Source organism: Kribbella pratensis (genome assembly GCF_004366075.1).
Classification (GTDB): domain Bacteria; phylum Actinomycetota; class Actinomycetes; order Propionibacteriales; family Kribbellaceae; genus Kribbella; species Kribbella pratensis.
Genome location: NZ_SODU01000005.1, coordinates 566,764 through 587,680, shown reverse-complemented (window position 1 = coordinate 587,680; position 20,917 = coordinate 566,764). Strand labels below are relative to the sequence as shown.

The 20,917-nt window shown below is 68.4% G+C and carries 22 protein-coding genes; 5 read left to right on the top strand and 17 right to left on the bottom strand.

Annotation, left to right across the window (positions count from 1 at the left end; translation table 11 throughout):
- Window positions 1-57: 57 nt before the first annotated feature.
- Window positions 58-1,260, top strand: coding sequence for an MFS transporter (locus EV137_RS39395; protein WP_134133218.1), 1,203 nt, complete (start codon window positions 58-60; stop codon window positions 1,258-1,260).
- Here the strand turns inward: EV137_RS39395 and EV137_RS39390 are convergent.
- Window positions 1,241-2,293 (bottom strand): FAD-dependent oxidoreductase, encoded by a 1,053-nt coding sequence (locus EV137_RS39390; protein ID WP_134133217.1) that lies wholly within the window; start codon window positions 2,291-2,293, stop codon window positions 1,241-1,243. The two genes, EV137_RS39395 and EV137_RS39390, sit on opposite strands and share 20 nt — an antisense overlap.
- Before the next feature lie 53 nt (window positions 2,294-2,346).
- Here EV137_RS39390 and EV137_RS39385 point away from each other — a divergent pair, with 53 nt between their 5' ends.
- Window positions 2,347-3,231: a LysR family transcriptional regulator gene (locus EV137_RS39385; RefSeq protein WP_134133215.1), complete on the top strand. Its 885-nt coding sequence runs from the start codon at window positions 2,347-2,349 to the stop codon at window positions 3,229-3,231.
- On the opposite strand, the gene EV137_RS39380 is transcribed toward EV137_RS39385, so the two are convergent.
- The 9 genes from EV137_RS39380 to EV137_RS39340 all read right to left on the bottom strand — a co-directional run bounded on the left by EV137_RS39380 (window position 3,207) and on the right by EV137_RS39340 (window position 11,568).
- Complete coding sequence (locus EV137_RS39380; RefSeq protein ID WP_134133214.1) at window positions 3,207-3,689, bottom strand: 2,4'-dihydroxyacetophenone dioxygenase family protein; 483 nt, start codon at window positions 3,687-3,689, stop codon at window positions 3,207-3,209. The two genes, EV137_RS39385 and EV137_RS39380, sit on opposite strands and share 25 nt — an antisense overlap.
- 10 nt (window positions 3,690-3,699) lie before the next feature.
- Complete coding sequence (locus EV137_RS39375; protein WP_134133213.1) at window positions 3,700-4,374, bottom strand: SDR family NAD(P)-dependent oxidoreductase; 675 nt, start codon at window positions 4,372-4,374, stop codon at window positions 3,700-3,702.
- Window positions 4,375-4,413: 39 nt separating this feature from the next.
- Window positions 4,414-5,604 (bottom strand): N(5)-(carboxyethyl)ornithine synthase, encoded by a 1,191-nt coding sequence (locus EV137_RS39370; protein ID WP_134133212.1) that lies wholly within the window; start codon window positions 5,602-5,604, stop codon window positions 4,414-4,416.
- A 51-nt stretch (window positions 5,605-5,655) separates the two neighbouring features.
- The gene (locus EV137_RS39365; RefSeq protein WP_134133210.1) at window positions 5,656-6,273 is read right to left on the bottom strand and encodes a hypothetical protein; all 618 of its coding nucleotides are present in this window, start codon (window positions 6,271-6,273) and stop codon (window positions 5,656-5,658) included.
- A 91-nt stretch (window positions 6,274-6,364) separates the two neighbouring features.
- Window positions 6,365-7,060, bottom strand: a complete 696-nt coding sequence (locus EV137_RS39360; protein WP_134133209.1) for a hypothetical protein — start codon at window positions 7,058-7,060, stop codon at window positions 6,365-6,367.
- A 78-nt stretch (window positions 7,061-7,138) separates the two neighbouring features.
- A complete protein-coding gene (locus tag EV137_RS39355; protein WP_134133208.1) occupies window positions 7,139-8,665 on the bottom strand; it encodes a precorrin-2 C(20)-methyltransferase in 1,527 nt (508 codons plus the stop codon).
- Window positions 8,662-9,291, bottom strand: a complete 630-nt coding sequence (locus EV137_RS39350; RefSeq protein WP_134010561.1) for a precorrin-8X methylmutase — start codon at window positions 9,289-9,291, stop codon at window positions 8,662-8,664. The genes EV137_RS39355 and EV137_RS39350 overlap by 4 nt, the downstream gene beginning before the upstream one ends.
- A complete protein-coding gene (locus EV137_RS39345) occupies window positions 9,288-10,385 on the bottom strand; it encodes a ferredoxin-like domain-containing protein (protein WP_238175860.1) in 1,098 nt (365 codons plus the stop codon). The genes EV137_RS39350 and EV137_RS39345 overlap by 4 nt, the downstream gene beginning before the upstream one ends.
- A 10-nt stretch (window positions 10,386-10,395) precedes the next feature.
- Window positions 10,396-11,568: an MFS transporter gene (locus tag EV137_RS39340; protein ID WP_134133206.1), complete on the bottom strand. Its 1,173-nt coding sequence runs from the start codon at window positions 11,566-11,568 to the stop codon at window positions 10,396-10,398.
- Window positions 11,569-11,718: 150 nt separating this feature from the next.
- On the opposite strand from EV137_RS39340, the gene EV137_RS39335 reads away from it, so the two are divergent.
- Window positions 11,719-12,201, top strand: a complete 483-nt coding sequence (locus EV137_RS39335) for a MarR family winged helix-turn-helix transcriptional regulator (RefSeq protein ID WP_134133205.1) — start codon at window positions 11,719-11,721, stop codon at window positions 12,199-12,201.
- A gap of 1 nt (window position 12,202) precedes the next feature.
- On the opposite strand, the gene EV137_RS39330 is transcribed toward EV137_RS39335, so the two are convergent.
- Window positions 12,203-13,147 carry a phosphotransferase gene (locus EV137_RS39330; RefSeq protein WP_134133204.1) on the bottom strand — a complete coding sequence of 315 codons (945 nt, stop codon included), beginning with the start codon at window positions 13,145-13,147 and terminating at the stop codon, window positions 12,203-12,205.
- Between the two features lie 89 nt (window positions 13,148-13,236).
- On the opposite strand from EV137_RS39330, the gene EV137_RS39325 reads away from it, so the two are divergent.
- Together EV137_RS39325 and EV137_RS39320 are read left to right on the top strand one after the other, a co-directional pair.
- A complete protein-coding gene (locus EV137_RS39325) occupies window positions 13,237-14,691 on the top strand; it encodes an MFS transporter (RefSeq protein WP_202871344.1) in 1,455 nt (484 codons plus the stop codon).
- Window positions 14,692-14,714: 23 nt separating this feature from the next.
- A complete protein-coding gene (locus EV137_RS39320) occupies window positions 14,715-15,341 on the top strand; it encodes a TMEM175 family protein (protein WP_238175866.1) in 627 nt (208 codons plus the stop codon).
- Here EV137_RS39320 and EV137_RS39315 read toward each other — a convergent pair.
- The 6 genes from EV137_RS39315 to frdA are packed head-to-tail and all read right to left on the bottom strand — an operon-like array spanning window position 15,283 to window position 20,915.
- Window positions 15,283-16,836 carry a carboxylesterase/lipase family protein gene (locus tag EV137_RS39315; RefSeq protein WP_134133202.1) on the bottom strand — a complete coding sequence of 518 codons (1,554 nt, stop codon included), beginning with the start codon at window positions 16,834-16,836 and terminating at the stop codon, window positions 15,283-15,285. The two genes, EV137_RS39320 and EV137_RS39315, sit on opposite strands and share 59 nt — an antisense overlap.
- Before the next feature lie 56 nt (window positions 16,837-16,892).
- Entirely contained in the window at window positions 16,893-17,657 is a 765-nt protein-coding gene (gene cobF, locus EV137_RS39310; RefSeq protein WP_134133201.1) for a precorrin-6A synthase (deacetylating), read from the bottom strand.
- 15 nt (window positions 17,658-17,672) lie between these two features.
- Window positions 17,673-18,044 carry a fumarate reductase subunit FrdD gene (gene frdD / locus EV137_RS39305; protein ID WP_238175859.1) on the bottom strand — a complete coding sequence of 124 codons (372 nt, stop codon included), beginning with the start codon at window positions 18,042-18,044 and terminating at the stop codon, window positions 17,673-17,675.
- Window positions 18,026-18,406: a succinate dehydrogenase/fumarate reductase transmembrane subunit gene (locus tag EV137_RS39300; RefSeq protein WP_134133198.1), complete on the bottom strand. Its 381-nt coding sequence runs from the start codon at window positions 18,404-18,406 to the stop codon at window positions 18,026-18,028. The genes frdD and EV137_RS39300 overlap by 19 nt, the downstream gene beginning before the upstream one ends.
- Window positions 18,403-19,170 (bottom strand): succinate dehydrogenase/fumarate reductase iron-sulfur subunit, encoded by a 768-nt coding sequence (locus EV137_RS39295; protein WP_134133197.1) that lies wholly within the window; start codon window positions 19,168-19,170, stop codon window positions 18,403-18,405. The genes EV137_RS39300 and EV137_RS39295 overlap by 4 nt, the downstream gene beginning before the upstream one ends.
- Window positions 19,171-19,172: 2 nt before the next feature.
- Window positions 19,173-20,915, bottom strand: a complete 1,743-nt coding sequence (frdA, locus tag EV137_RS39290; RefSeq protein ID WP_134133196.1) for a fumarate reductase (quinol) flavoprotein subunit — start codon at window positions 20,913-20,915, stop codon at window positions 19,173-19,175.
- Between the last annotated feature and the right edge of the window lie 2 nt (window positions 20,916-20,917).

The following is a 20,917-nucleotide window of genomic DNA, read 5'->3' as shown; positions in this document are numbered from 1 at the left end:
GACGGAAGTCCGCAGTCCAACAGCAACGCCGGGAAACCGCTTGTTGGATGAGCAGCTGTGACCTCATCTCTTTCGCCTGCCGTACGGCGGCTGATCGCCGCGACGCTCGTCAACACTCTGGGGAACGGTGTCTACGCAGCAGTCGGGGCGCTCTACCTGACCCGCGCCGTGGGACTGTCCGTCGGTCACGTCGGTGTGGGTCTGACAATCGCCGCACTGGTCGGACTGGTGGCGAGTACGCCGCTCGGCGTCGTCGCCGACCGGCTGGGACCCAACAGGGCGTACGTCGGGTTCCTGTTGCTCCAGGCCGTCACCATGACCGCGCTGACCCAGGTGCGGTCGTTCGGCTGGTACGTCGCCGTAGCGGCGGTGACCGCCATCGCGGACTCGGGGCAACGCGGCGCGAAGGGAGCGTTGATCGCCGGAGTCGCACCGGCCGACCAGCGGGTGCGGACGCGGGCGATCCTCCGGGTCGTCACGAACATCGGCATGGCCGTCGGCATGGCGGCTGCCGGTGTGGTGCTCGCGGTCGACCGGCGCGAGGTGTACGTCGTGGCGCTGCTGGCGAACGCAGCGACGTACGTGGTGACGGCCGGGCTGGTGCGGTTCGGGATGCCGGCCGTTGCGCGAGTGCCGGCCGCGGCAGGGCCGTCGGGGCTGACGGCGGTGCGGGATCGCCGGTTTCTGGTGTTCGTCGGGCTGGACGGCGTACTGAGCATGCATGGTGCGCTCGCGCAGATCGGCATTCCGCTGTGGGTCGCGACTGCGACGGATGCGCCGCGCTGGATGATCTCCGTGCTGCTGGTGCTGAACTCCGCTGCGGTGATCCTGCTGCAGGTACGCATCTCGCGCGGCACAGAACGTCTGACCGGCGCCGCCCGGGCCGGGCGACGAGCAGGAGTGCTGCTGGCGATCACCTGTCTCGTGCTGGCGCTGAGCGATGCGACGTCCGGTGCAGTGACGATCGGTCTGCTGATCGCGGCGGCGCTGGCGCATGTCCTGGGCGAGATGCTGCAGTCTGCGGGCGGCTGGGGCATCAGCTTCGAGCTGGCGCCACCTGGTGCCCAGGGGCAGTACCAAGGCGCCTACGCGATGGGGCACCAGATCGGTGACCTCGTGGCCCCGCTGCTCATCACGACGGTCGCAGTGTCGTGGGGCTGGCCGGGCTGGTTGCTGACGGCAGGTGTCTTCCTGGTCGCCGGGCTCTTCGTGCCGGTCGTGGTGCAGGAGCCAGAACCCGCTATGCAGCCAGCGGTTTGAGGAGGTCCCGTAGCGCGCGGGCGGCGGTGAAGCCGGCGCGGTTGGCGCCGATGGTGCTGGCCGACGGGCCGTAGCCGACGAGGTGGATGCGCGGGTCGGCGACGGTGGCGGTGCCATTCATGCGGATGCCGCCGGACGCTTCGCGGAGATGCAGTGGTGCGAGGTGGGCGAGGTCGGCGCGGAAGCCGGTCGCCCAGAGGATGGTGTCGACGTGCAGGCTGCTCCCGTTGGCCCACTCGACACCGTCCGGCGTGATGCGCGAGAACATCGGCAGGCGGTTGTAGACACCATGGGCCAACGCTGCCTGCTCCTGCGGTCGCAGGTGCAGGCCAGTGACGCTGACCACGCTGCGAGGCGGCAGACCGGCGCGGACGCGTTCCTCGACGCGCGCGACGACCTGGCGTCCGTACTCGGGAGTGAAGTCCTCATCGGTACGCCACTCCGGCGGCCGACGTGTCACCCACGTGGTGTTCGCGACCTCCGAGATCTCAGCGAGCAACTGCACAGCAGACGCTCCACCACCGACAACCAGGACCTGCTGCCCAGCCAGCTCGGCTGCGCCGCGGTAGTCGGCGGTGTGCAGCTGACGCCCCTGGAACGTCCCGATCCCCGGGTACCAGGGGATGAACGGCCGGTCCCACGTCCCGCTCGCGTTCACGATCGAGGCGGCCCGATAAAGGCCCTTGGACGTGTCCAGTTCGAACCCGTCGTCCACCGAGCGGACGCTCTCGACCGCTACAGGCCGCAGTACCGGGAGGTCGAACTGCTTCTCGTAGTCCGCGAAGTACGCCGGGACGAACTCGTTGGCTCGTTCCGCACCGGCACTGGACGGCACCGGTACGCCGGGCAGGTTCGCGATCCCGTGGACGTCGTGCATGGTCAACGAGTCCCACCGGTGCTGCCAGGCGCCACCGGGTTCCGCGTTGCGGTCCAGGACGACAACCTCGTCGTACGGCGTGAACCCCATCCGCACCAAGTGGTACACCGCCGACAGGCCTGCCTGTCCCGCTCCGATCACTGCTACGTCCAGCACACCAGGAGCAACGCCGGACCAGGTCGGGGTCTTCCCGGCTACCGTGGACGACCATGGATCTCGGCGCGATGTACGGCGTAAAGCTGGACTGGATCGTCAGTTTCGTCGCCGTCGCGCGGTACGGCGGGTTCTCCGCCGCCGCGAAGGCGGTGTACCGAGGCCAGTCCCGGATCAGCGAGCATGTCGCGGAGCTCGAACGCGCGCTCGACGTACAGCTCTTCGACCGCACGGCCCACCCGCCCCGCCTCACTCCCGAGGGCCGCGCGCTGCTCCCGCAGGCCGAGGAGATCCTGCGCCGCGTGCAGAACCTGTCCGCCGGGGGAGCCGTCCGCTTCGGCGCCTACCCGAGTGCTGCGGCGTGGCTGTTCCCGCAGGTCGTACGACGCCTTCCGGACCGCATCCGCCTGCTGCTGGTCGAAGGGCCGAGTGTGGACCTGGAGGCCGCCCCGGTCCGCGGAGACATCGACCTCGCGATCCGCCCGGTGCATCCGCTCGTCGCAGACGAGTCCCTCACCCACGAGATCCTCTGGCGCGAACCGCTCACCGCCGTCTTCCCCGAGAACCACCCGCTGGCTTCCTGCCCGTCGGTCACCCTGGCGCAGTTGGCCGAACTGCCGCTGATCTCGATCGGCGAGAGCGACGGGCCCCGACAGTTCGAGTCCCACCTGGCCTTCGCGCAGAAGGGCCTCAGCCCGGAGTCCGCCTTCCGCACGAACCAGCCGCAGACCCTGCTGTCGCTGGTCCGCCACGGCCTCGGCGTTGGCGTCACCAACGAACTGGCTGTGACGACCGCGAACCTCGACGGGGTCCGTCTGATCCCGATCCACGACGCCGGGGTGGAGCGTCAGGTCGCGCTCTTCACCCGGCGCGACCGACCGCAGTCCCCAGCGCTGCGGAAGGTTGTCGAGGTGCTTCAGCGGATGAACTGGTCCACGTAGTCGGCGCCGAGGCCGTTGGCGCCGTAGTGGTCCCGGCAGAGCTGGATCTTGGTGAACGTGTCCTCGTAGCCGGTCTGGTTGCCGGCCTCGTCGACGTAGATCATCGCCCCGGAGATGTTGAAGAACGTGATCATCTCGGTGCACTCCTCCGGGACGCGGAGCGTGTGGATCTCCCCGGGCGGCTCGTACACGAACGAGCCGGCGTCGGCGACCCAGTCGTGTTCGTCGTACTGCCACTGGCCCTTGATCACGTAGCCGAAGACTGCGCTCGGATGCCGGTGCCGGGAGACGATGCCGGCCCGGGTGACCTTGAGCAGGTTGCACCACTGGCCGGTGACCGTGTTCAGCATCAGCGGCCGGAACCACACGCCGGGAGCCTGCGGCACCCAGAGCCGCTCGTCGTCGGGGACCGCCTGCACGGCGATCTCCGCCGGGACACCTGCGGATACCGGGATCATCGGGTTCTCCTCACATGCTCAGATAGCCGCCGTCGACCGGTACGACGGCGCCGGTGACGAAGCCCGCGTCGGGGCCGGCCAGGAAGGCGATCACGCCCGCGACCTCGTCGGGCGTGCCCCACCGGGCCATCGGCGTACGGGACAGGATCCGGTCGGAGGCGACCGGGTCGGACTGCAGCGCGGCGGTGAGGTCGGTGGCGATCCAGCCGGGCGCGACCGCGTTCACCCGGATCCCATCCGCGGCCCACGCGACCGCCAGCGACTTGGTGAGCTGCACGATCCCGCCCTTGGAGGCGCTGTACGCCGGAACGAGCGGTCCACCGAAGTAGCTGAGCATGGACGCCACGTTGACGATGCAGCCCTCGCTCACGGCGAGCAGGTCGTGCGCAGCCTCGGCTGCCCGCATCGCGCCGGTCAGGTTGATCTCGACCACGTCCCGGAACACGTCCGGCCGGTGCTCGTCACCTCTCCGGATGATTCCGGCAGCATTGACCAGTACGTCGAGACGCTCGAGCGACCCGATCAGCTCCTCCACCGAGCCGTCGATCCGCAGATCCAGCTCGACCTGCTCAGGACCCGCACCGAGGCCCACCGCGACGACGTGCAGTCCGTCCGCGGCGAGCCGCCGTACCGCGGCCGCACCGATCCCGCTCGTTCCTCCGACGACGAGCGCGGTCCGTGACATGCCGCCCAGCTTGACGGTCGCTTGTGCCCGCGGCCAGCGTCACCCGGAAGCCGGATCGGACCGATCCGCGGCGAGACGTGGGTACGGGTGCTCGGGGGAGCGGTGCTGGAAGGAGAGGATGTCCGGATTGCGGATGGTGCCGGCCTCGATCTCGATCGCCCGGCTGATGGTGGGGTCGGCGTGCCAGGCGGCGGGACCTTCGAGCACCGTGCGGATGAACGGCAGCAGGGCCTCGCTGATCTCCCAGGTCGCCGAGTTCCACAGGTACGACGGACTGTGGTCGACGCCGTAGTACGTGATGTTGTCGCCGACCACGAACGTCGGGTCGTCGAACCCGGTCGGCCGGGCCCAGCTGAACCCCATGCCCAGGTCGCAGGAGACGTCGACGATCAGGCTGCCCGGCGCGAAGTGCGCGAGATCCTCCTCGATCAGGAACGTCAGCGGCGCGTTCGGGTCCTGCAGCACACAGTTCACGACCACGTCGTGCTCGGCCAGGAACCCGGCCAGCGGCACCCGGCCCTCGTCGGCCAGCGCGTGACTGCGGCGCGGATCGAGGGCGGCGCCGGGATCGACCTCGTCCTGGTCGTACTGGACCATCCGCGCCGAGTGGATCGGTGAGCCGACGGCGGCCACGTCACGGCCGGTGAGGACGTCGACGTCGTGGATGCCGTGCGCGTTCAGCGCGGTGACGGCTCCTCGGGCGGTCGCGCCGAAGCCGATCACGACCGCTCGCAGCCGACGTCCGTAGTCGCCGGTCGAGCCGATCAGCTCGAGCGCCTGCAGCACGGAGCAGTATCCGGCGAGCTCGTTGTTCTTGTGGAAGACGTGCAGGCTGAACTGGCCGTCGGCGGTCCAGTGGTTCATCGCCTCGAACCCGATCAGCGTGAGCCGCCGGTCGATCGCGAGCTGGGTGATCTCGTCGTCCTGGACGCAGTGCGGCCAGCCCCACAGGGTCTGCCCGACCCGCAGCCCGGCGAGATCCTCGGGCTGCGGTTTGGGCAGCACCACGACGTCGGCGACCGCGATCAGCTCGTCCCGGCCGACGACACCGGCCACCGATTTCGCCAGGTACTCGTCGGAGATCCCGAACCGCTCGCCGTACCCGGTCTCGAGGAGGATGTGCTGGCGCACATCCTCGTCGATCCGCTCGAAATGGTGCGGATGAATCGGTAGCCGATGCTCGTTCTCCTTGCGGGAACGACCGACGACACCGAGCGTTAACTGGTCCACATGGGCCCCTTTGGTTACTGCCCGTTGTAGCACAGCGGGCCGCGGGGCGGCTCAGTCGGCGCTGGTCTCGATGTCGTCGTGGCTCCGGCCGGCCTTTCCGCCCATCACCGCCGCGACCAGCGTGATCAGCGCAGCGGCGCCTACCGCGATCAGACCGCCCAGGGTCAGTGTCTGGTCCGCGATCGGCACCGACGGCAGTTTCATCCGGTCCAGGACGTCGTACTGCGAACCCGCCGTCCCCGCGAGCACGGCGACGATTGCGGTCACGACGATCCCGATCAGCCAGACGCCGAACCCGTGCAGGGCGCCGGCGGAGCCCGCCAGCCGTCCGGCGACGTATCCGCCGTGGTAGTACGCGAACCCCAGGATCAGAAGCAGGAGCACACCGGAGACGATCCCGATGGTGCCGGCCGTGTTCGCGCTGTTCATGGCGTCGTACCAGTCGAAGGTGCCCGAGTAGTCGACCGCTGCCGCGATCGCGCCGGCGATCCCGGTCAGCAGCGCGGTCAGACCGATCGCGACCAGCCAGCCGTAGAACGTCCCGCCGCCTGTGGAGCGCCTGTGGACCCGTTCCCGGGTGGGCGGTGCGCCTCGCTCCTCCTCGTCGTACAGCTCGGACGGGCCGAGCCGGTCGACGCGTGTGTCTTCCTGATGTTGCTGCTGGGTCATGTCAGCTTCTCCTCATCGGACAAGCCCCGTGTGCTTGTCCGGTACCCAGCGCGGAAACTGACAGTCTGTTTACTTAGAGGTCCCGCGACCTCTACAGCAACTCGTCGATGCGGTCGTGGTAGCGCCTGCCGGACTTGCCGCCGACGATCGCGGCCAGGAGCGTCAGGATCAGCAGGGCGGCCGCTGCGGCGATGCCGCCGAGCAGGAGGGTGTTGTCGGCGAGCGCGACGTTCGGCCAGTTGACCTCGTCCACCAGGCCGTACTGGCTGTCCAGCACCCAACCGGCGCCGCCGGCGAGCGCTCCGACGAGCAGAGCGATCATCCAGACGCCGAAGCCCTGGCGTCCGCCGTCGAAGCGGGCCAGCCGTCCGGCGACGTACCCGCCGATGTAGAACGCGAGCGTCACCATGAAGATCGTGACCCCTGCCGCGGTGAGCGAGGCCGCGCCGGGCTGCGCCTTCGCATCGCTGGTGGTGTAGTCCAGGATCTCGGCGGTGCCGAGCGCGGCCGCGGCCACGGCGGCCATCAGCAGCACCGACATCGAGATTGCGATCAGCCACCCGAAGAAGGCCGCACCGAACTTGAACCCGCGGTACGACAGCAGGTCCAGATCGACCTCTGGCTCGGCCTCGGCGGCCGGGGGCGTGCGCAGCGGCTGGTCCGGGTCGATCGCGATCGTGCTCATCGCCCGGCTCGCGGCCGCGCGCGCCTCCTCGTACCGCTGCGTGCTGGCGTCGCCGGCGGGCGTGGTGATCGTGGCGGTGTCGCCGGGGTACTGCTGAGTCATCTCCGCAGGCTCCTCACAGGTCGGTTCGGGGCGGTCCCTACCCGTCCGCACTGCACCTGACACGGCTGGAGCGCTGATTTAACCGACTCCTGGGATGTCCTCACTCACCGTTGCCGGGTATCGGCGCGGAGTGAACACCAGTGAGCCGGCCGGCCGGGGCACAGTACGGGTCTGTGACGAGCCGATCAGGAGCAGGCACCGCATGTCAACCGTTTGAGGATCCAGTTCCGCCAGTGTTGTCACCGTGATCGCCTCCTCCGGCCCGCCAACATCGCGTCCGACCACGACCGGCGTACCGGGGGAGCGGTGGTGCAGCAGCAGGTCACGGGTCGCCTCCACCTGCCAGGTGCGGGACCTGGAGGCGGGGTTGTAGATCGCTATCGCCAGGTCTGCCTGCGCAGCCGCGGTCAGGCGCTGGGCGATCACCTCCCACGGCTTGAGCCGGTCAGAGAGCGACAACACGCAGTAGTCGTGTCCCAACGGCGCACCGACCCGGCTGGCGACCGCCTGCGCGGCCGTCATGCCAGGCAGCACCCGTACGGCGATATCGGCGTACTCCGGCTCTGCTGCGATCTCTGTGACCGCACTGCCCATCGCGAACACACCCGGGTCACCGGACGAGACCACAACCACCGTGGAGCCCTTACGAGCCAGATCGAGTGCGAACGCGGCCCGCTCCGACTCGACGCGGTTGTCCGAGCCGTGCTTACGCTGACGGGCCCGGTCCGGCAGGCGGTCGACGTACGTCGTATAGCCGATCACGTCGTCCGCACCGGCGATCGCGGCGCGTACCTCCGGCGTCATCCACTCCGGGCCGGCCGGTCCGAGGCCGACGACGGTGACGGAGCCTTCGGTGGCGGTCTTGGTGACAGGGGCGGCGAAGGTGTTGTTGACGGGGCTCGGGAGAAGGGCGAGGGAGAAGTACGGGACCTCGTCCGGGTCGACCTCGTTGAGCGGTGCTGTGCGCTGGGCGTCGGTTGTCGCCCGTTCGACGTACCAGGCCTCGTCGGCGCGGCCGGCGAGTTCGAACGCCTCGCGGACCCCGGCGAACGTGCGGCCGAGCTTCATCACCGCGGCCGCGTCGGTGGAGCGGAGGCGGTCCGCCAGTACGTCGGGTGGCAGGGTGCCGGGCAGGACGGTGAGGATCTCGTCGCGCTCGCACAGTGGGCGGCCGAGTACGGCGGCCGCGGCGCTGACCGAGGTGACGCCGGGGACCACCTCGCACGGGTAGCGGTCCGCGAGGCGCTTGTGCATGTGCATGTACGAGCCGTAGAAGAGCGGATCGCCTTCCGCGAGCACGACCACGTCCCGGCCGGCGTCGAGGTGCGCTGCGAGCCGGGCGGCGCAGTCGGCGTAGAAGTCGTCCATCGCGCCCTGGTACCCGCCCGGGTGGTCGGTCGTCTCGGTGGTGAGCGGGTAGACGAGGTGCTCCTCGAGCTGGCCGGGTGTCAGGTACGGCGCGGCGACCGACCGCGCGATGCTCCGCCCGTGCCGCGCACTGTGGAACGCGATCACGTCCGCCGCCCCGATCAACCGAGCCGCTTTCACCGTCACCAGCTCCGAGTCACCAGGGCCCAGCCCGACCCCCCACAGCCGACCAGTCACTCTGCCTCACTCGCAATCGCGTTGATGGCGGCCGCGGTGATCGCGCTGCCACCCCGGCGTCCTCGGACGACGAGGTACTCCAGCCCGAGCTGGTTTGCCGCCAAGGCTTCCTTGGACTCTGCCGCGCCGATGAACCCGACCGGGATGCCCAGCACAGCCGCAGGCCGCGGACCGCCGCCCGCGATGACCTCCAGCAAGCGGAAGAGCGTGGTCGGCGCGTTGCCGATAGCAACAACTGCGCCTTCCAAGTGGTCGAGCCAGAGGTCGACTGCCGCAGCACTCCGGGTGGTCTCGAGCTGCTGCGCCAGCTCGACTGTTCGCGGGTCCTGCAACGTGCAGATCACCTCGTTGTCCGCCGGGAGCCGTCGCCGCGTGATGCCGGCCGCGACCATCTGCGCGTCGCACAGGATCGGTGCGCCGTTCTGGAGCGCGGTCCGGGCGTTCTTCACCACGTTCGGCGACCAAGCCAGGTCGGCGACCAGGTCGGTCATCCCGCACGCGTGAATCATCCGTACGGCGACCTGTGCCACGTCGGCCGGAAGCCCGTCGAGCGCCGCCTCGGCCCGGATCGTCGCGAACGACCGCCGGTAGATCTCCGCGCCGTCCCGCTCGTACTCGTAACTCACACCCGTTCCCCGTCCACCAGATAACCGTTGCCTACCGCAAGAACATCGACGAATCCGGCGCCCGGCTTCCCGCACCGCCGCTCACAACCCGACCAGTGCACCCGCCGCCCCCGCCCAACCACGTGCGCCATCCCACCTTGCATTCTGGCCGCGTCCGCGCGTACATCTGCCAATGCCTTCGCACACCCCGGCTGACCCGCACAGGCCGTGACACCTTCCCAGATGGAATCGGGTGTGGTCACCAGTCCGACCTCTTCCAGCCCGCTGCTATCCGCCGGCACCACAACAGACCGCCACGGCGTGATCCGAACCTCATCCCCAACCCGCACCAACGCGGAAGCCTGCTCCTGCGTCAGACACCCCAGCGGAACCGTGACAACGAGAGCAGTCCCATGCACCCCAGCGACCACCCGCGCCGTCTCAGCCGGCAGCGCCTCAGTCGCCTGCAACCCAAGCCGCTCCAGGACCAACTGCTCACCACGAGCGACTTCCGCGATCCGCCACTCCTGGTCGCGCACCTCCAGAAACGCCTCCGCCGCAGCCAGCATGAGCTCCGGCACCACGTCCCACTCAACCCGCACAGCGCGGGTCCCGAGGCTCAGCAAGGCAGTGCGCTCGTCCAGCGCTCGCACAGCCACATCTGCCGCTTGCTCGGCCAGATCCCCGCGTCCATCGTCCAGCGCGAACAGGAACCGTCCCGGCAGGTCAGCCAGTGCGGGGCGGTCGCACAGTGCCCTGTCCAGGGCAGTGGCTACAGGAAGTACGTCGTACCTCGATTGCTGGTCCAGACCGGAGAGTGGTGACGCCAGGATGTTGCGGACGCGTTCATGTGCGATCGACGGCAGCAGACCGGCTGCGAAGAGCCGGTCCGACAGGTCCTGGGGCCTGTCGGCCTGGAGTCCACGGATTTGTACGTTGCCTCGCGACGTGAGCTCCAGCCGACCGTCACCCAGTTCAGCGGCAGCAAGACGCAGTACGTCGAGCTGCGTCGCCGTGAGCCGTCCACCGGGGACCCGGACGCGTGCGAGACCGCCGTCTGCCGCTTGGTGCACTGCCAGCACACCAGGGCATCGATCGCCTTCAGTCCTCGCCACAGCCGTGATGCTACGTCCCCCGAACCTGGTGTGTTCTGGCCCACAGCAGGAACCCGACTGCCAGCAGCGCACACCCGCCTCCGGCCACCATCGTCACCGGCACCGACCACGCGTCCACCACCAGCCCCCCGAGTAGCGCCCCGGCCGACAACACCGCCTGGAACGAGGAGGTGAACCAGACGGTCGCCGCCTCCCGTGACTCGGGCACGGCCTGGGCGAACATGCTCATCGAGCAGACCGGTACGCCGCCGTACCCGAGTCCCCAGACCACGAGGAGCAGCAACGCTCCCGCCGTACTGCGGCCAACCATTGGCATCAGGAGCGTCGCTGCGGCGATCAGCGCGGCACAGGTGGCGAACGTGGTGAGGAGACTGCGAGCTGCCCACAGGCCGGCGACGACATTGCCGATCAGACCTGCGGCGCCGTAGACGAGCAGGAACAGGCCGATGAGCTCTGGGCGCACGACCTCGCGCAGGAAGGGTGTGACGTAGGTGTAAGTCGCGAAGTGTGCCGTGACGATCAGGCAGGTGACGACGAGAGCGGTCCGACTGCTGTGGAAGGCCTTGCGGAGTGCTGCGGCGTGGGTGACCTGCAACGGCGGCAGTGGCGGCACTGTGGTGCGCAGTGTGAGTAGTGCCAGTAGAGCGAGAACGCCGAGCGCTGCGAACGACGTACGCCAGCCGGCGAGCTCACCGACGAACGTCCCTGCAGGTACGCCGAGCACCGAGCCGAGGGGGACCGCGGAGAAGATGACGGCTGTCGCTCGCGGCGCCCAGCGCTCCGGGACGAGTCGTCCGGCGAGACCGGCGCCTATGGACCAGAAGGCACCGATAGTCAGGCCGACGAGGAAGCGGGCAACCAGCTCGAGCCAGAACACCGGCGCGGCCGCTGCGAGGAAGCCCGCGACCGCCAGCAGGACCATGAGGACGCAGAGCATGAGGCGTCGGTCCAGCCGAGCAGTCGCGAGCGTGACGACTGGTGCGGCGACAGCGGCGACAAAGCCGGGCATTGTCATCAGCCAGCCGGTGCGGCCCGGGGTGAGCGCGAAGTCGGTGCCGATCGGGCTGAGCAGGCCGATCGGGAGGATCTCGGTGGTGACGATTGCGAAGATCCCCAGCGTCACCGCGCCGACCGCGAACCACTGGATCGTCCGTGGTGCGGTCCGAGTTGTCAGAACAGTCATACGTTCCAGGCAACGTGCCGCGACGCGGGACAGCTCGCGGTTTCGCGACAGCGCGCTCGGCACCCGGCAAGGCGTCGCATTTCCGCGCCCGGAGGAATGATCCGGCTCGGGATGATCTCTGGGTAGATGATCCGAGCTAGTCTCGAAGGTATGGCGCAGCTTCCGGAACGTACCGTCCCCGACCTCACCGGCTACCTCACGCACGCCGGCCACGTCCTGGAGACCCAGCTGTCCGCGGCGCTGGCGGAGATCGGCCTGACGCTGCGGATGCAGTGTGTACTGCGGCATGCACTGGAGGCCGAACGTACGCAGATCCAGATCGCCGAGCTGGCCTACATGGACAAGACCACGATGGTCGTCACCGTCGACGCGCTCGAGAAGGCCGGGTACGCCGAACGCCGGCCCTTCGCGACCGACCGCCGCGCCCGCATCATCGCCGTCACCGACGCCGGCGCCGAGATCGCCGCCGCGGGCCAGCAGATCGTCGACCGCGTCCATGCCGAGGCCCTCGAAGCCCTCGCCGCCCCGCACCGCAAGACCTTCGTGGAGTCCATCACCGCCCTGGTGGACGGTCCGCTGGCCACGCCCACCACCGCGCAGCCGGTACGCCGCTCCCGCCAGCGCGCGAGCTGACTCAACCGGGCAGGTACTTCGTCAGGGTCTCCCAGGACTTCAAGCTGTCCTGCGAATCGACGTGCGGCTGCCGGAACAACTCGACGTACTCGGCGATCTCGGCCAATGACCACCACAGGTCGAACAGCTCCAGCGCCGCGGCCCGCGGGCTGACCGCACCGGCCTCCGACTGGTACGCCGGGAGTACGTCGGTCGGACCGCCGAGGATCGCGGCCAGGTCGCGTTCGCGCGGCGCCAGCCGCACGGTGTCCCAGTCGATCAGCCGCATCTCCCCGTGAGCCGTGCGGAGCACGTTGGCACTGTGCGGCTCGCCGTGTGTCACGACCCAGGCGTCGTCCGACGCCTCGATCTCGCGCACCAGTGCGTCATAGTGCTCCAGCCTGCTGGACACGTAGTCCCGCGCACCGGCCAGCCGCAGCCGTGTGGGCTCGGAGTACGGCCCGGCGGACCAGGGGCGGTTGAGGTCCGCGAAGAGGGTCTCCCATCCTGGTACGGCGAAATCCCAGCACTGCAAGGCTTCCGGGGCTGGTGCAGTGTGCAACCGGCCGAGGATCGGTGCGATCTCGGCCCGCTCCGCCGGGTCGTCCCACGCGCCGTCTTCGGTGCTCCATCCTTCCAGGTGGGGCAGGACCATCAGGGTCCATCCCGGCAGCACCTCGCGAACCAGCCGACCGGATGAATCCGGCAACGGCGCCACCACGAACTCGTAGCCACGGTCGGCCAGTTCCTTGGCCGTCTGCATGGCCGCCTCGATCACGCGCCCGCCGTCGGAGCCAACCCGATCCGCGGTGACGAACCAGCGCGGCTCGTCGGCGTCGGAGGCGATCCAGTGGTGACTGCCGAAGCCGACCGGCGCATAGATCACCTGAGCGGCCTGGAAGCCCCAGTGCTCGTCGAGGATCTCGGCTACCAGGTCCCGCGGGATTTCGGTCGGCTCGTCCCTCACCTGGCGACCCTAACCGCGGCCCCGGGCAAGGGGCAGCTCAATTTCAACGATCAATCGGTAAAAGATCGTCTGTTACGGAACTATCTGTTATGGTCTTTTCCACCAACGGACTGAGGAGGGACCTGTGGCTGCGGATGTGGTGGAGCCGGTGGGGTACGGGCGCGGGGAAGGCGCTCGTCGTTCTGTGCGTGATGCAGTTGATGATCATCTTGGACGGGACTGTGGTGACGGTTGCGTTGCCGACTGTTCAGGCGGAGTTGGGGTTTTCGCAGGCGGGGTTGGCTTGGGTGATGAACTCGTACCTGATCGCGTTCGCCGGCCTGCTTCTGCTGGCGGGGCGGATCGGGGATCTGATCGGGAGCAAGCGAGTCTTCGTCGCGGGGCTCGGGTTGTTCACCGCGGCGTCGTTGTTGTGCGGGGTGGCGGGCAGTGCGGAGGTGCTGATCGCCGGCAGGTTCCTGCAGGGTGTCGGCGGGGCGCTGGCCTCGGCGGTGATCCTGGGCATGATCGTGAGCCTCTACCCGGCACCGGGGGAGCAGGCGCGGGCGATGGGCGTCTACAGCTTCACGGCCGCCAGCGGTGCGTCGATCGGGCTCATCTTCGGTGGGGTGATCACTCAGACCATCGGCTGGCACTGGGCGTTCCTGATCAACGTCCCGATCGGTGCGGTCGCACTGGCATTCGCCGTGCGTCTCCTCGCGCACCAGCCGGGACTCGGTCTCGCCAACGGTGCTGACGTACTGGGCGCCGTACTGGTGACCGCAGGGCTCTCGCTGGGGGTCTACACGATCGTCCAGACCGCTGAACCGGAGGCGATGCTGACTCGCACGCTGGTACTGGCCGCTGCCTCGCTCCTGCTGCTGGCCGCGTTCGTCGTACGCCAGTCGCGCATCAAGAACCCGTTGCTTGCCCTGCGCATCTTCAGGCGCCGTCAACTCACGGTCGCCAACGGCGTAGTCGTACTGCTCTTCGCCGCCGGCTTCGGCTTCCAGTTCACCACCGCCCTGTACGTGCAGCGCGTGCTCGGCTACGACTCGCTCACCACCGGCCTGGCCTTCCTGCCTGCGCCGCTCATGAACGGGCTGATGTCCCTCTCCCTCGCACCGCGCCTCACCGTCCGCTTCGGCCCACGGAAGATGCTGATCGCCGGACTGGTCGTCTTCCTGCTGGCGCTGCTCTGGATCAGCCGTGCACCAGTAGACGGCTCGTACGTCGTCAACGTCGGACCAGTGCTTGCAGTGATGGGTGCCGGCATCGGTGTGGCCATCCCGGCCTCGATCATGCTGGCCATGTCCGGTGCGGACGTCAGCGACGCTGGACTGGCCTCAGGACTCAACAACACCGCCCAGCAAGCCGGTGCAGCTGTGGGCACCGCGGTACTGGCCACCCTGGCCGCATCCACCACCTCACACCGCCTCGCCGGAGGTGCCGGCGACCTGCTCGCATTACGTGACGGCTATGGCGCCGCGTGGCTCGCAGCGGCCGGTTTCGTACTGGCAGCCCTCCTGCTGTCGATCAGCCTGCTCCGGACCAGCCCCCGCTGACGGCTACTGTGGCAGGGGTGAGTATGTCGAGAGACCCCGACCGCCTTGTTCTGTTCTCCGACGCGGTCGTGGCGATCGCCATCACCTTGCTGGTGCTGCCGCTGGTCGACCTCGTGCCTGAGGTGAAGGCGGAGGGTGGTGACGCGGTCAGTGTGATCAGTGAGCACCGCCAGGAGATCTTCACGTTCCTGCTGAGCTTCGTGGTGATCGCGAGCTTCTGGCTGGGGCACCACCGGCTGTTCGAGCACATCCGCGCCTACACCCCGGCCATGATGCGGGTGAACCTGCTGTGGTTGCTCACCATCGTCGTACTGCCGTTTCCGACCGAGATCGTCGGTGCCTTCGACAGCGACGAGTTCACGGCCGGTCTCTACATCGGCACGATCCTGGCGCTCAGTGTGTGCCAGTCCGTGCTCACGTGGATGGTCCGTGGTCACAAGGAGTTGGAGAGCCCGGACAACCCGATCGGGCAGCAGGAGCTTGTCGGCTCTCTGCTGCTGACCGGGTTGACCGTGCTTGCCTACCTCCTGGCGTCGCTGGTGCCAGGCGTGCACTTCTACGCGATGTTGCTGCTGCTGTTGTCGCCTGTCTTCATGCGGGTGTGGAAAGGCCGCTCCAGAACCCGCACTGGTGCTCAGCAGTCAGATTGACCCGCTTGATACCGCCCTGGTCCGTCGGCGCGAGTGAGAGCCCGTCGACGGCGTGTACACCGGTCGGCGACCAGTGCGGCCGGTCGGGTCCGTTCGGGTTGCCGGTCCGCGCGAACGCCGTCCAGTAGTCGATCATCTGGTTCGACAGCCTCTGCTGCGTCTGCGACATCGGGAAGTCGTACCCGCCGAGCCGGAACAGATACGGGAGCTCCATAGCGTGCGCGGCTCCCAGCCCGGGCGCAGCGATCGGGGAGTGCTTGTCGGCGAACTCGTACGCGTACACCGGGACCTTGCGCGCCGCCTGCTGATCCGTCGCGACCTGGGTGCACGACCAGATCCGGTCCGTGGTCACAGCACCCCACGCTGCAGCTGGTGACTCGTAGCGCGACTGCGGGTAGTGCCGCAGTACCTCAGCCGCCTTCGACGCGCCGACCATGTTCTTCACCAGCGCCGGGTAGTCCTTGATGTCCCCGAACGCGGCCAGCCACCCGTTCGCCTCGTCGTGGTTGTTCCCGGAGATGATCGGCACCCGGTGGAACAGCCCGGCCTTCATCGCCTTCGCCGGACTGAGCGGTACGACGGGATTCCCGCCGTACCCGATCTGGGTGAACTGGAGCATGTCGTCCACCAGTACGTCGGCCTTCATGCCGCGCAGGCACTCGAGCGTCGTGCAGTGCTTGCCGGCGGCCCACTCCTTGCCGTTCGCCTGCACCCGGCTGACCGGGATCCAGGGGGAGTCCGCGGCCTGACCCGGGTACTGGCTGTTGTCGGCCCAGTTGAAGGCGCACGAGCCGCTCTGCATGATCGCCTTCGCGAACAGGCCGGTGGCGGTCGGCGAGGTCAGCTGTGCGCACACACTCATCCCGCCGGCGGACTCACCCGCGACCGTGACGTTGCGCGGGTCACCGCCGAACGCTCCGGCGTTGCGCTGCACCCAGCGCAGGGCGGCCTGCTGGTCCTGCACACCGAACGTGCCGGAGCCCGGCAGGCCCGGGTACCCGAAGAAGCCGAAGATGCCGAGGCGGTAGTTGACCGTGACAACCACCACGTCACCGCGGGCGGCGAACTTCGACGCCTCGTAGCTGCTGCCGGCCCCGGAGAAGAACCCGCCGCCGGGGATCCACACCACGACCGCCCGTGGTTTCGCGGACGGCTTGGCGGGAGTCGTCACGTTCAGATACAGGCAGTCCTCGGCGGTCGAGCCGTCCGGCGCCTCGGAGTTCGCCTGCTGCGCGCACACGCTGCCCGGCTTGGACGCCCGTACGCCGGTCCAAGCCTGCACGGGCTGCGGCGCCTTCCACCGCAACGCCCCGACGGGCGGAGCAGCGTACGGAATCCCGTCGTACGCCAACGCATCCCCGACGGTCTTACCAGCCACCAGCCCGCTATCAGTCCGTACAACGTTCTGCTGCGCCGCTTCACCAGGTCCGGCCAGGCCCACCAACAGCCCTACCGGCGCCAACGCGGCCGCCACACTCACCAAGAGTCTCTTCATGCCAGGAGCGTCGCCTACAGCACCACGGCCCGACTTCGGTCCTGCGGCCAGAGCTATTAAGACTTTGGTCTACGTCTGAGCAGGTAGGTGTCCATGATCCAGCCCTTGCGGTCGCGGGCCTCGGCGCGGACCTTCTCGATCTCGGGTGCGACCTCCCGGAGCGGACCGGAGATCAGGAGCTCGTCGGGCGTACCAAGGTAGGCGCCCCAGTAGATGTCAGCGTCCTGATCGACATGCTCGGTGAACGCGGTCTGCGCGTCGAGCATCACCACGACGTCGTCCACCCCGTCCGGCCACTCCTTCGCGAGCCGGCGGCCGGTGGTGATCTGGATCGGGCGCCCGACCTGGTTCAGCCCGACCTTGTGCCGCGCGGCGAGTGTCGACACGCTGCTGATCCCGGGAATCACGTCGACCTCGAAGAGGAGTTCACCGCGGGCAAGGATGTCGTCCAGGATCGCCAGTGTGCTGTCGTACAGCGACGGGTCGCCCCACACCAGGAACGCGCCCACCTGGTCCTCGCCGAGCTCGGTCGCGATCAGGTCCGCGCAGACGTCGGCCCGGCGCCGCCGCCAGTCGTCGACCGCCTCGACGTACGCCGACGTCGTACGATCCCGCTCCGGGTCCTGCCCGACCACGACCCGGTAGTCCTTCGACGTCGCGTACCGCCGCAGGATCTCCGACCGCAGATCCACCAGCTCCTGCTTGACCTCGCCCTTGTCCAGCACGAAGAACACGTCGACGCGGTTCAGCGCCGACACGGCCTGCATCGTCACCTGCTCCGGATCACCCGCACCGACCCCGACAACCACAATCTCCCGCATGCGCCGCAGCTTATGTCAGACCGTCAGCAGCAGTCCGGCCGCGATGACACATCCCACAACAGCGCCGCCGTAACACAGCACCACGATCGGTACGGCGTACCGCTTGAGCTGTAAACCGTCGTACAGGGTGTAGCGGAATCTGTGCGCCCAGTGGAACAACGCCAACGCGCACAGGCCGAACAGCACCAGGCGGGTCAGTGGATTGTGCAGTACGGCGTACAGGTGTGCGTGGGAGGGTGCCGACAGCAGACCGACGGGAAATGCGATGCCGAACAGGAACAGCAGGATCGGCACCATCAGTGCGGCCACCATGCCGCCCGAGCTGAACAGCATCCACAGCAGGGGTTCGGGGGAGGAGCGGCGGTGGTTCATCTCAGTACCAGCCACGCGACGGCAGCCGACAACACCAACCAGGCCAGGTAGTGCGCGGCAACGATCTGCTGCGCCGGCACTCGGCGTCCGCGCACCTTGATCGCCATCGCCCGCGGTGCCAGACCGAACCACGTCACCACATGCAGCAGCACGAACAGCATCGCGACCACATTGATCGCCACCACCCACCACTGCCCGCTCCAGTCAAGGAATCGCTGGTACGACGCCGTGCCGTCGCTGACCGCATTCACCAGCAACAGCAGGAACACCACGAACCACGCGACGAAGACGCTGCTGAGCTCACGCAGTACGAACAGCACATACGCACGGCGCTCGAGCCACCAGAGCAGGTGAACCGGCCGCTGGTAGACGCTCACCCCTGGCTCCGGGAATTCAGCCTCCGAGAAATCCGCGGCATCAGCAGTTCCTTGATCGACTGTGTCGCGGCCGTCAGCTTGTAGCGCTGGATCGCGCCGGCCGGATCCACGCCCTTCGGGCACACGGCACTGCATTCACCCACGAACGTGCAGGCCCAGACCCCTTCTGGCGAAGACAGTACGTCGCGACGCTCGTCGGCACCCTCGTCGCGCGAGTCGAGGTTGTAGCGCTGTGCCAGGGCGATCGCCGCCGGGCCGAGGAAGTCCGGCTCCAGGCTGTAGACCGGGCAGGCCGAGTAGCACAGCATGCAGTTGATGCACATGCTGAACTGCTGGTACTCGTCGAGCTCCTCCGGCGTCTGCAGGTACTCGCCCTCCTCGACCGGACTCTGCACCTCCCGGACCACCCACGGCTTGACCTTCGGCAGCTTGGTCATGAAGTCGTCGATGTCCACCACCAGGTCGCGGACGACCGGGAAGTTGTGCAGCGGCTCGACCCGGATCGGGCCGGGAGCGTAGTCGGTGAGGAAGGTCGCGCAACTCAACTGGGGTTCGCCGTTCACCGTCATACCGCAGCTGCCGCAGATCCCCATCCGGCACGACCACCGGAACGACAGGGTGCCGTCCAGGTGGTCCTTCACGTAGGTGAGGCCGTCCAGGATCGCCCAGTGCTCCCGCAGCGGGACCTGGTAGGACTGCATGACCGGCTCGCTGTCGACTCCTGGCCGGTAGCGGGCCACCTCCAGCGTGATCTCGGTTGCCATCGCTATCTCCCGTAGATCCGTTCGCCCGGCGGCCAGCGGGTGATCGTCACCGGGAGGTACCCGACCCGGCTGGATCCGTCCGGTTGGCGTCGTACCAGCGAATGCGCCAGGAACCGTTCGTCGTCGCGGGCCGGGAAGTCCGTCCGCTGGTGCGCGCCACGCGACTCCTCCCGGAGCGCTGCGCTGTCGATGATGCACTCGGCAACATCCAGCATGAACCCGAGTTCGAGCCACGCGATCAGCTCGGTGTTGAAGTTGGTGCTGTGATCGTCGATCCCCGCATGCCGGAATCGCAGTCTCAGTTCCGCGAGCTCGTGCGCGGCCTTGGTCAGCGAGTCGCCGTCCCGGTAGATCCCGGCGCCGTTCTCCATCGTGGCCTGCATCTCGGTCCGGATGTCCGCGATCCGCTGGTGGCCCTCGACCCGCCGGCCCAACTCCGCCGCCAGCCGGCGCGCTTCGTCCCGCCCCTGCGCGACGATCGACGACGGCACCTCGCGGTGATAGCGAGCCGCGAACACCGCGGCGGCGCGGCCGGCCCGGTTGCCGAAGACGAGGCACTCCGGCAACGAGTTCGACCCCAGCCGGTTGGCGCCGTTGATGCTCACGCACGCCACCTCGCCGGCGGCGTACAGGCCTTCGAGCGGGGTCGCGCCGCGAATGTCCGTGTGAACCCCGCCCATCATGTAGTGCACGACCGGGCGCACCGGGACGAGCTCGGTCACCGGATCGATGTTCTGGTACTTCGAGCACAACTCCCGGACGAACGGCAGTTTGAGGTCGATCAGCTTCGCCCCCAGGTGCCGCAGATCCAGGTTGACGATCGGTCCGTACGGCGTATCGATCGTGTTGCCCTTCTCCATTTCGTGGACGAACGCCTGCGACAACCGGTCCCGTGGGCCGAGTTCCATGTTCCGCAGGACCGGTTCGGGCGTCGGCGTACCGAGGTCGTAGTCCTGCAGGTAGCGGTAGCCGTCCTTGTTGAGCAGCCACCCGCCCTCGGCCCGGGCCGCCTCGGTGATCAGGATCCCGGTGAACGGCAGACCGGTCGGGTGGTACTGGACGAACTCCATGTCCTTGAGCGGGGCGCCGGCCCGATAGGCGAGCGCCATCCCGTCGCCGGTCTTGATGTTGGCGTTCGTCGTGAACGGGAAGACGCGTCCGCAGCCGCCGGTGCACAGGATCACCGCGTTCGCCGTGATGGTCTCGATCCGCCCGGTCGCCAGTTCGATCGCGACCACGCCGTACGCGCGTCCGTCGTCGACCAGGATCTTGGTGACGTACCACTCGTCGTACCGGACGATGTCGGAGTAGGAGAGCGCGGTCTGGAAGAGCGTGTGCAGCAGGTGGAACCCGGTCCGGTCGGCCGCGAACCAGGTGCGCTTCTTCTTCATGCCGCCGAACGCGCGAACGGCGATCTTCCCGTCCGGCTGCCGGCTCCAGGGGCAGCCCCAGTGCTCGAGCCGCAGAAGCTCCCGAGGGGCCTCGGCGACGAACGCCTCGACCGCGTCCTGGTCGCACAGCCAGTCGCTGCCGGACACTGTGTCGTACGCGTGCTCGTCGAGCGTGTCGTCGGGTGCGGCCACGGCCGCGGCACCGCCCTCGGCGGACACGGTGTGGCTGCGCATCGGGTAGACCTTCGAGATCACGGCAACGCGCAGTGCCGGGTTGGTCTCGGCCACCGCAATGGCAGCTCTCAACCCGGCACCGCCACCTCCGACCACGACCACATCGTGATAGTCAGCCATGA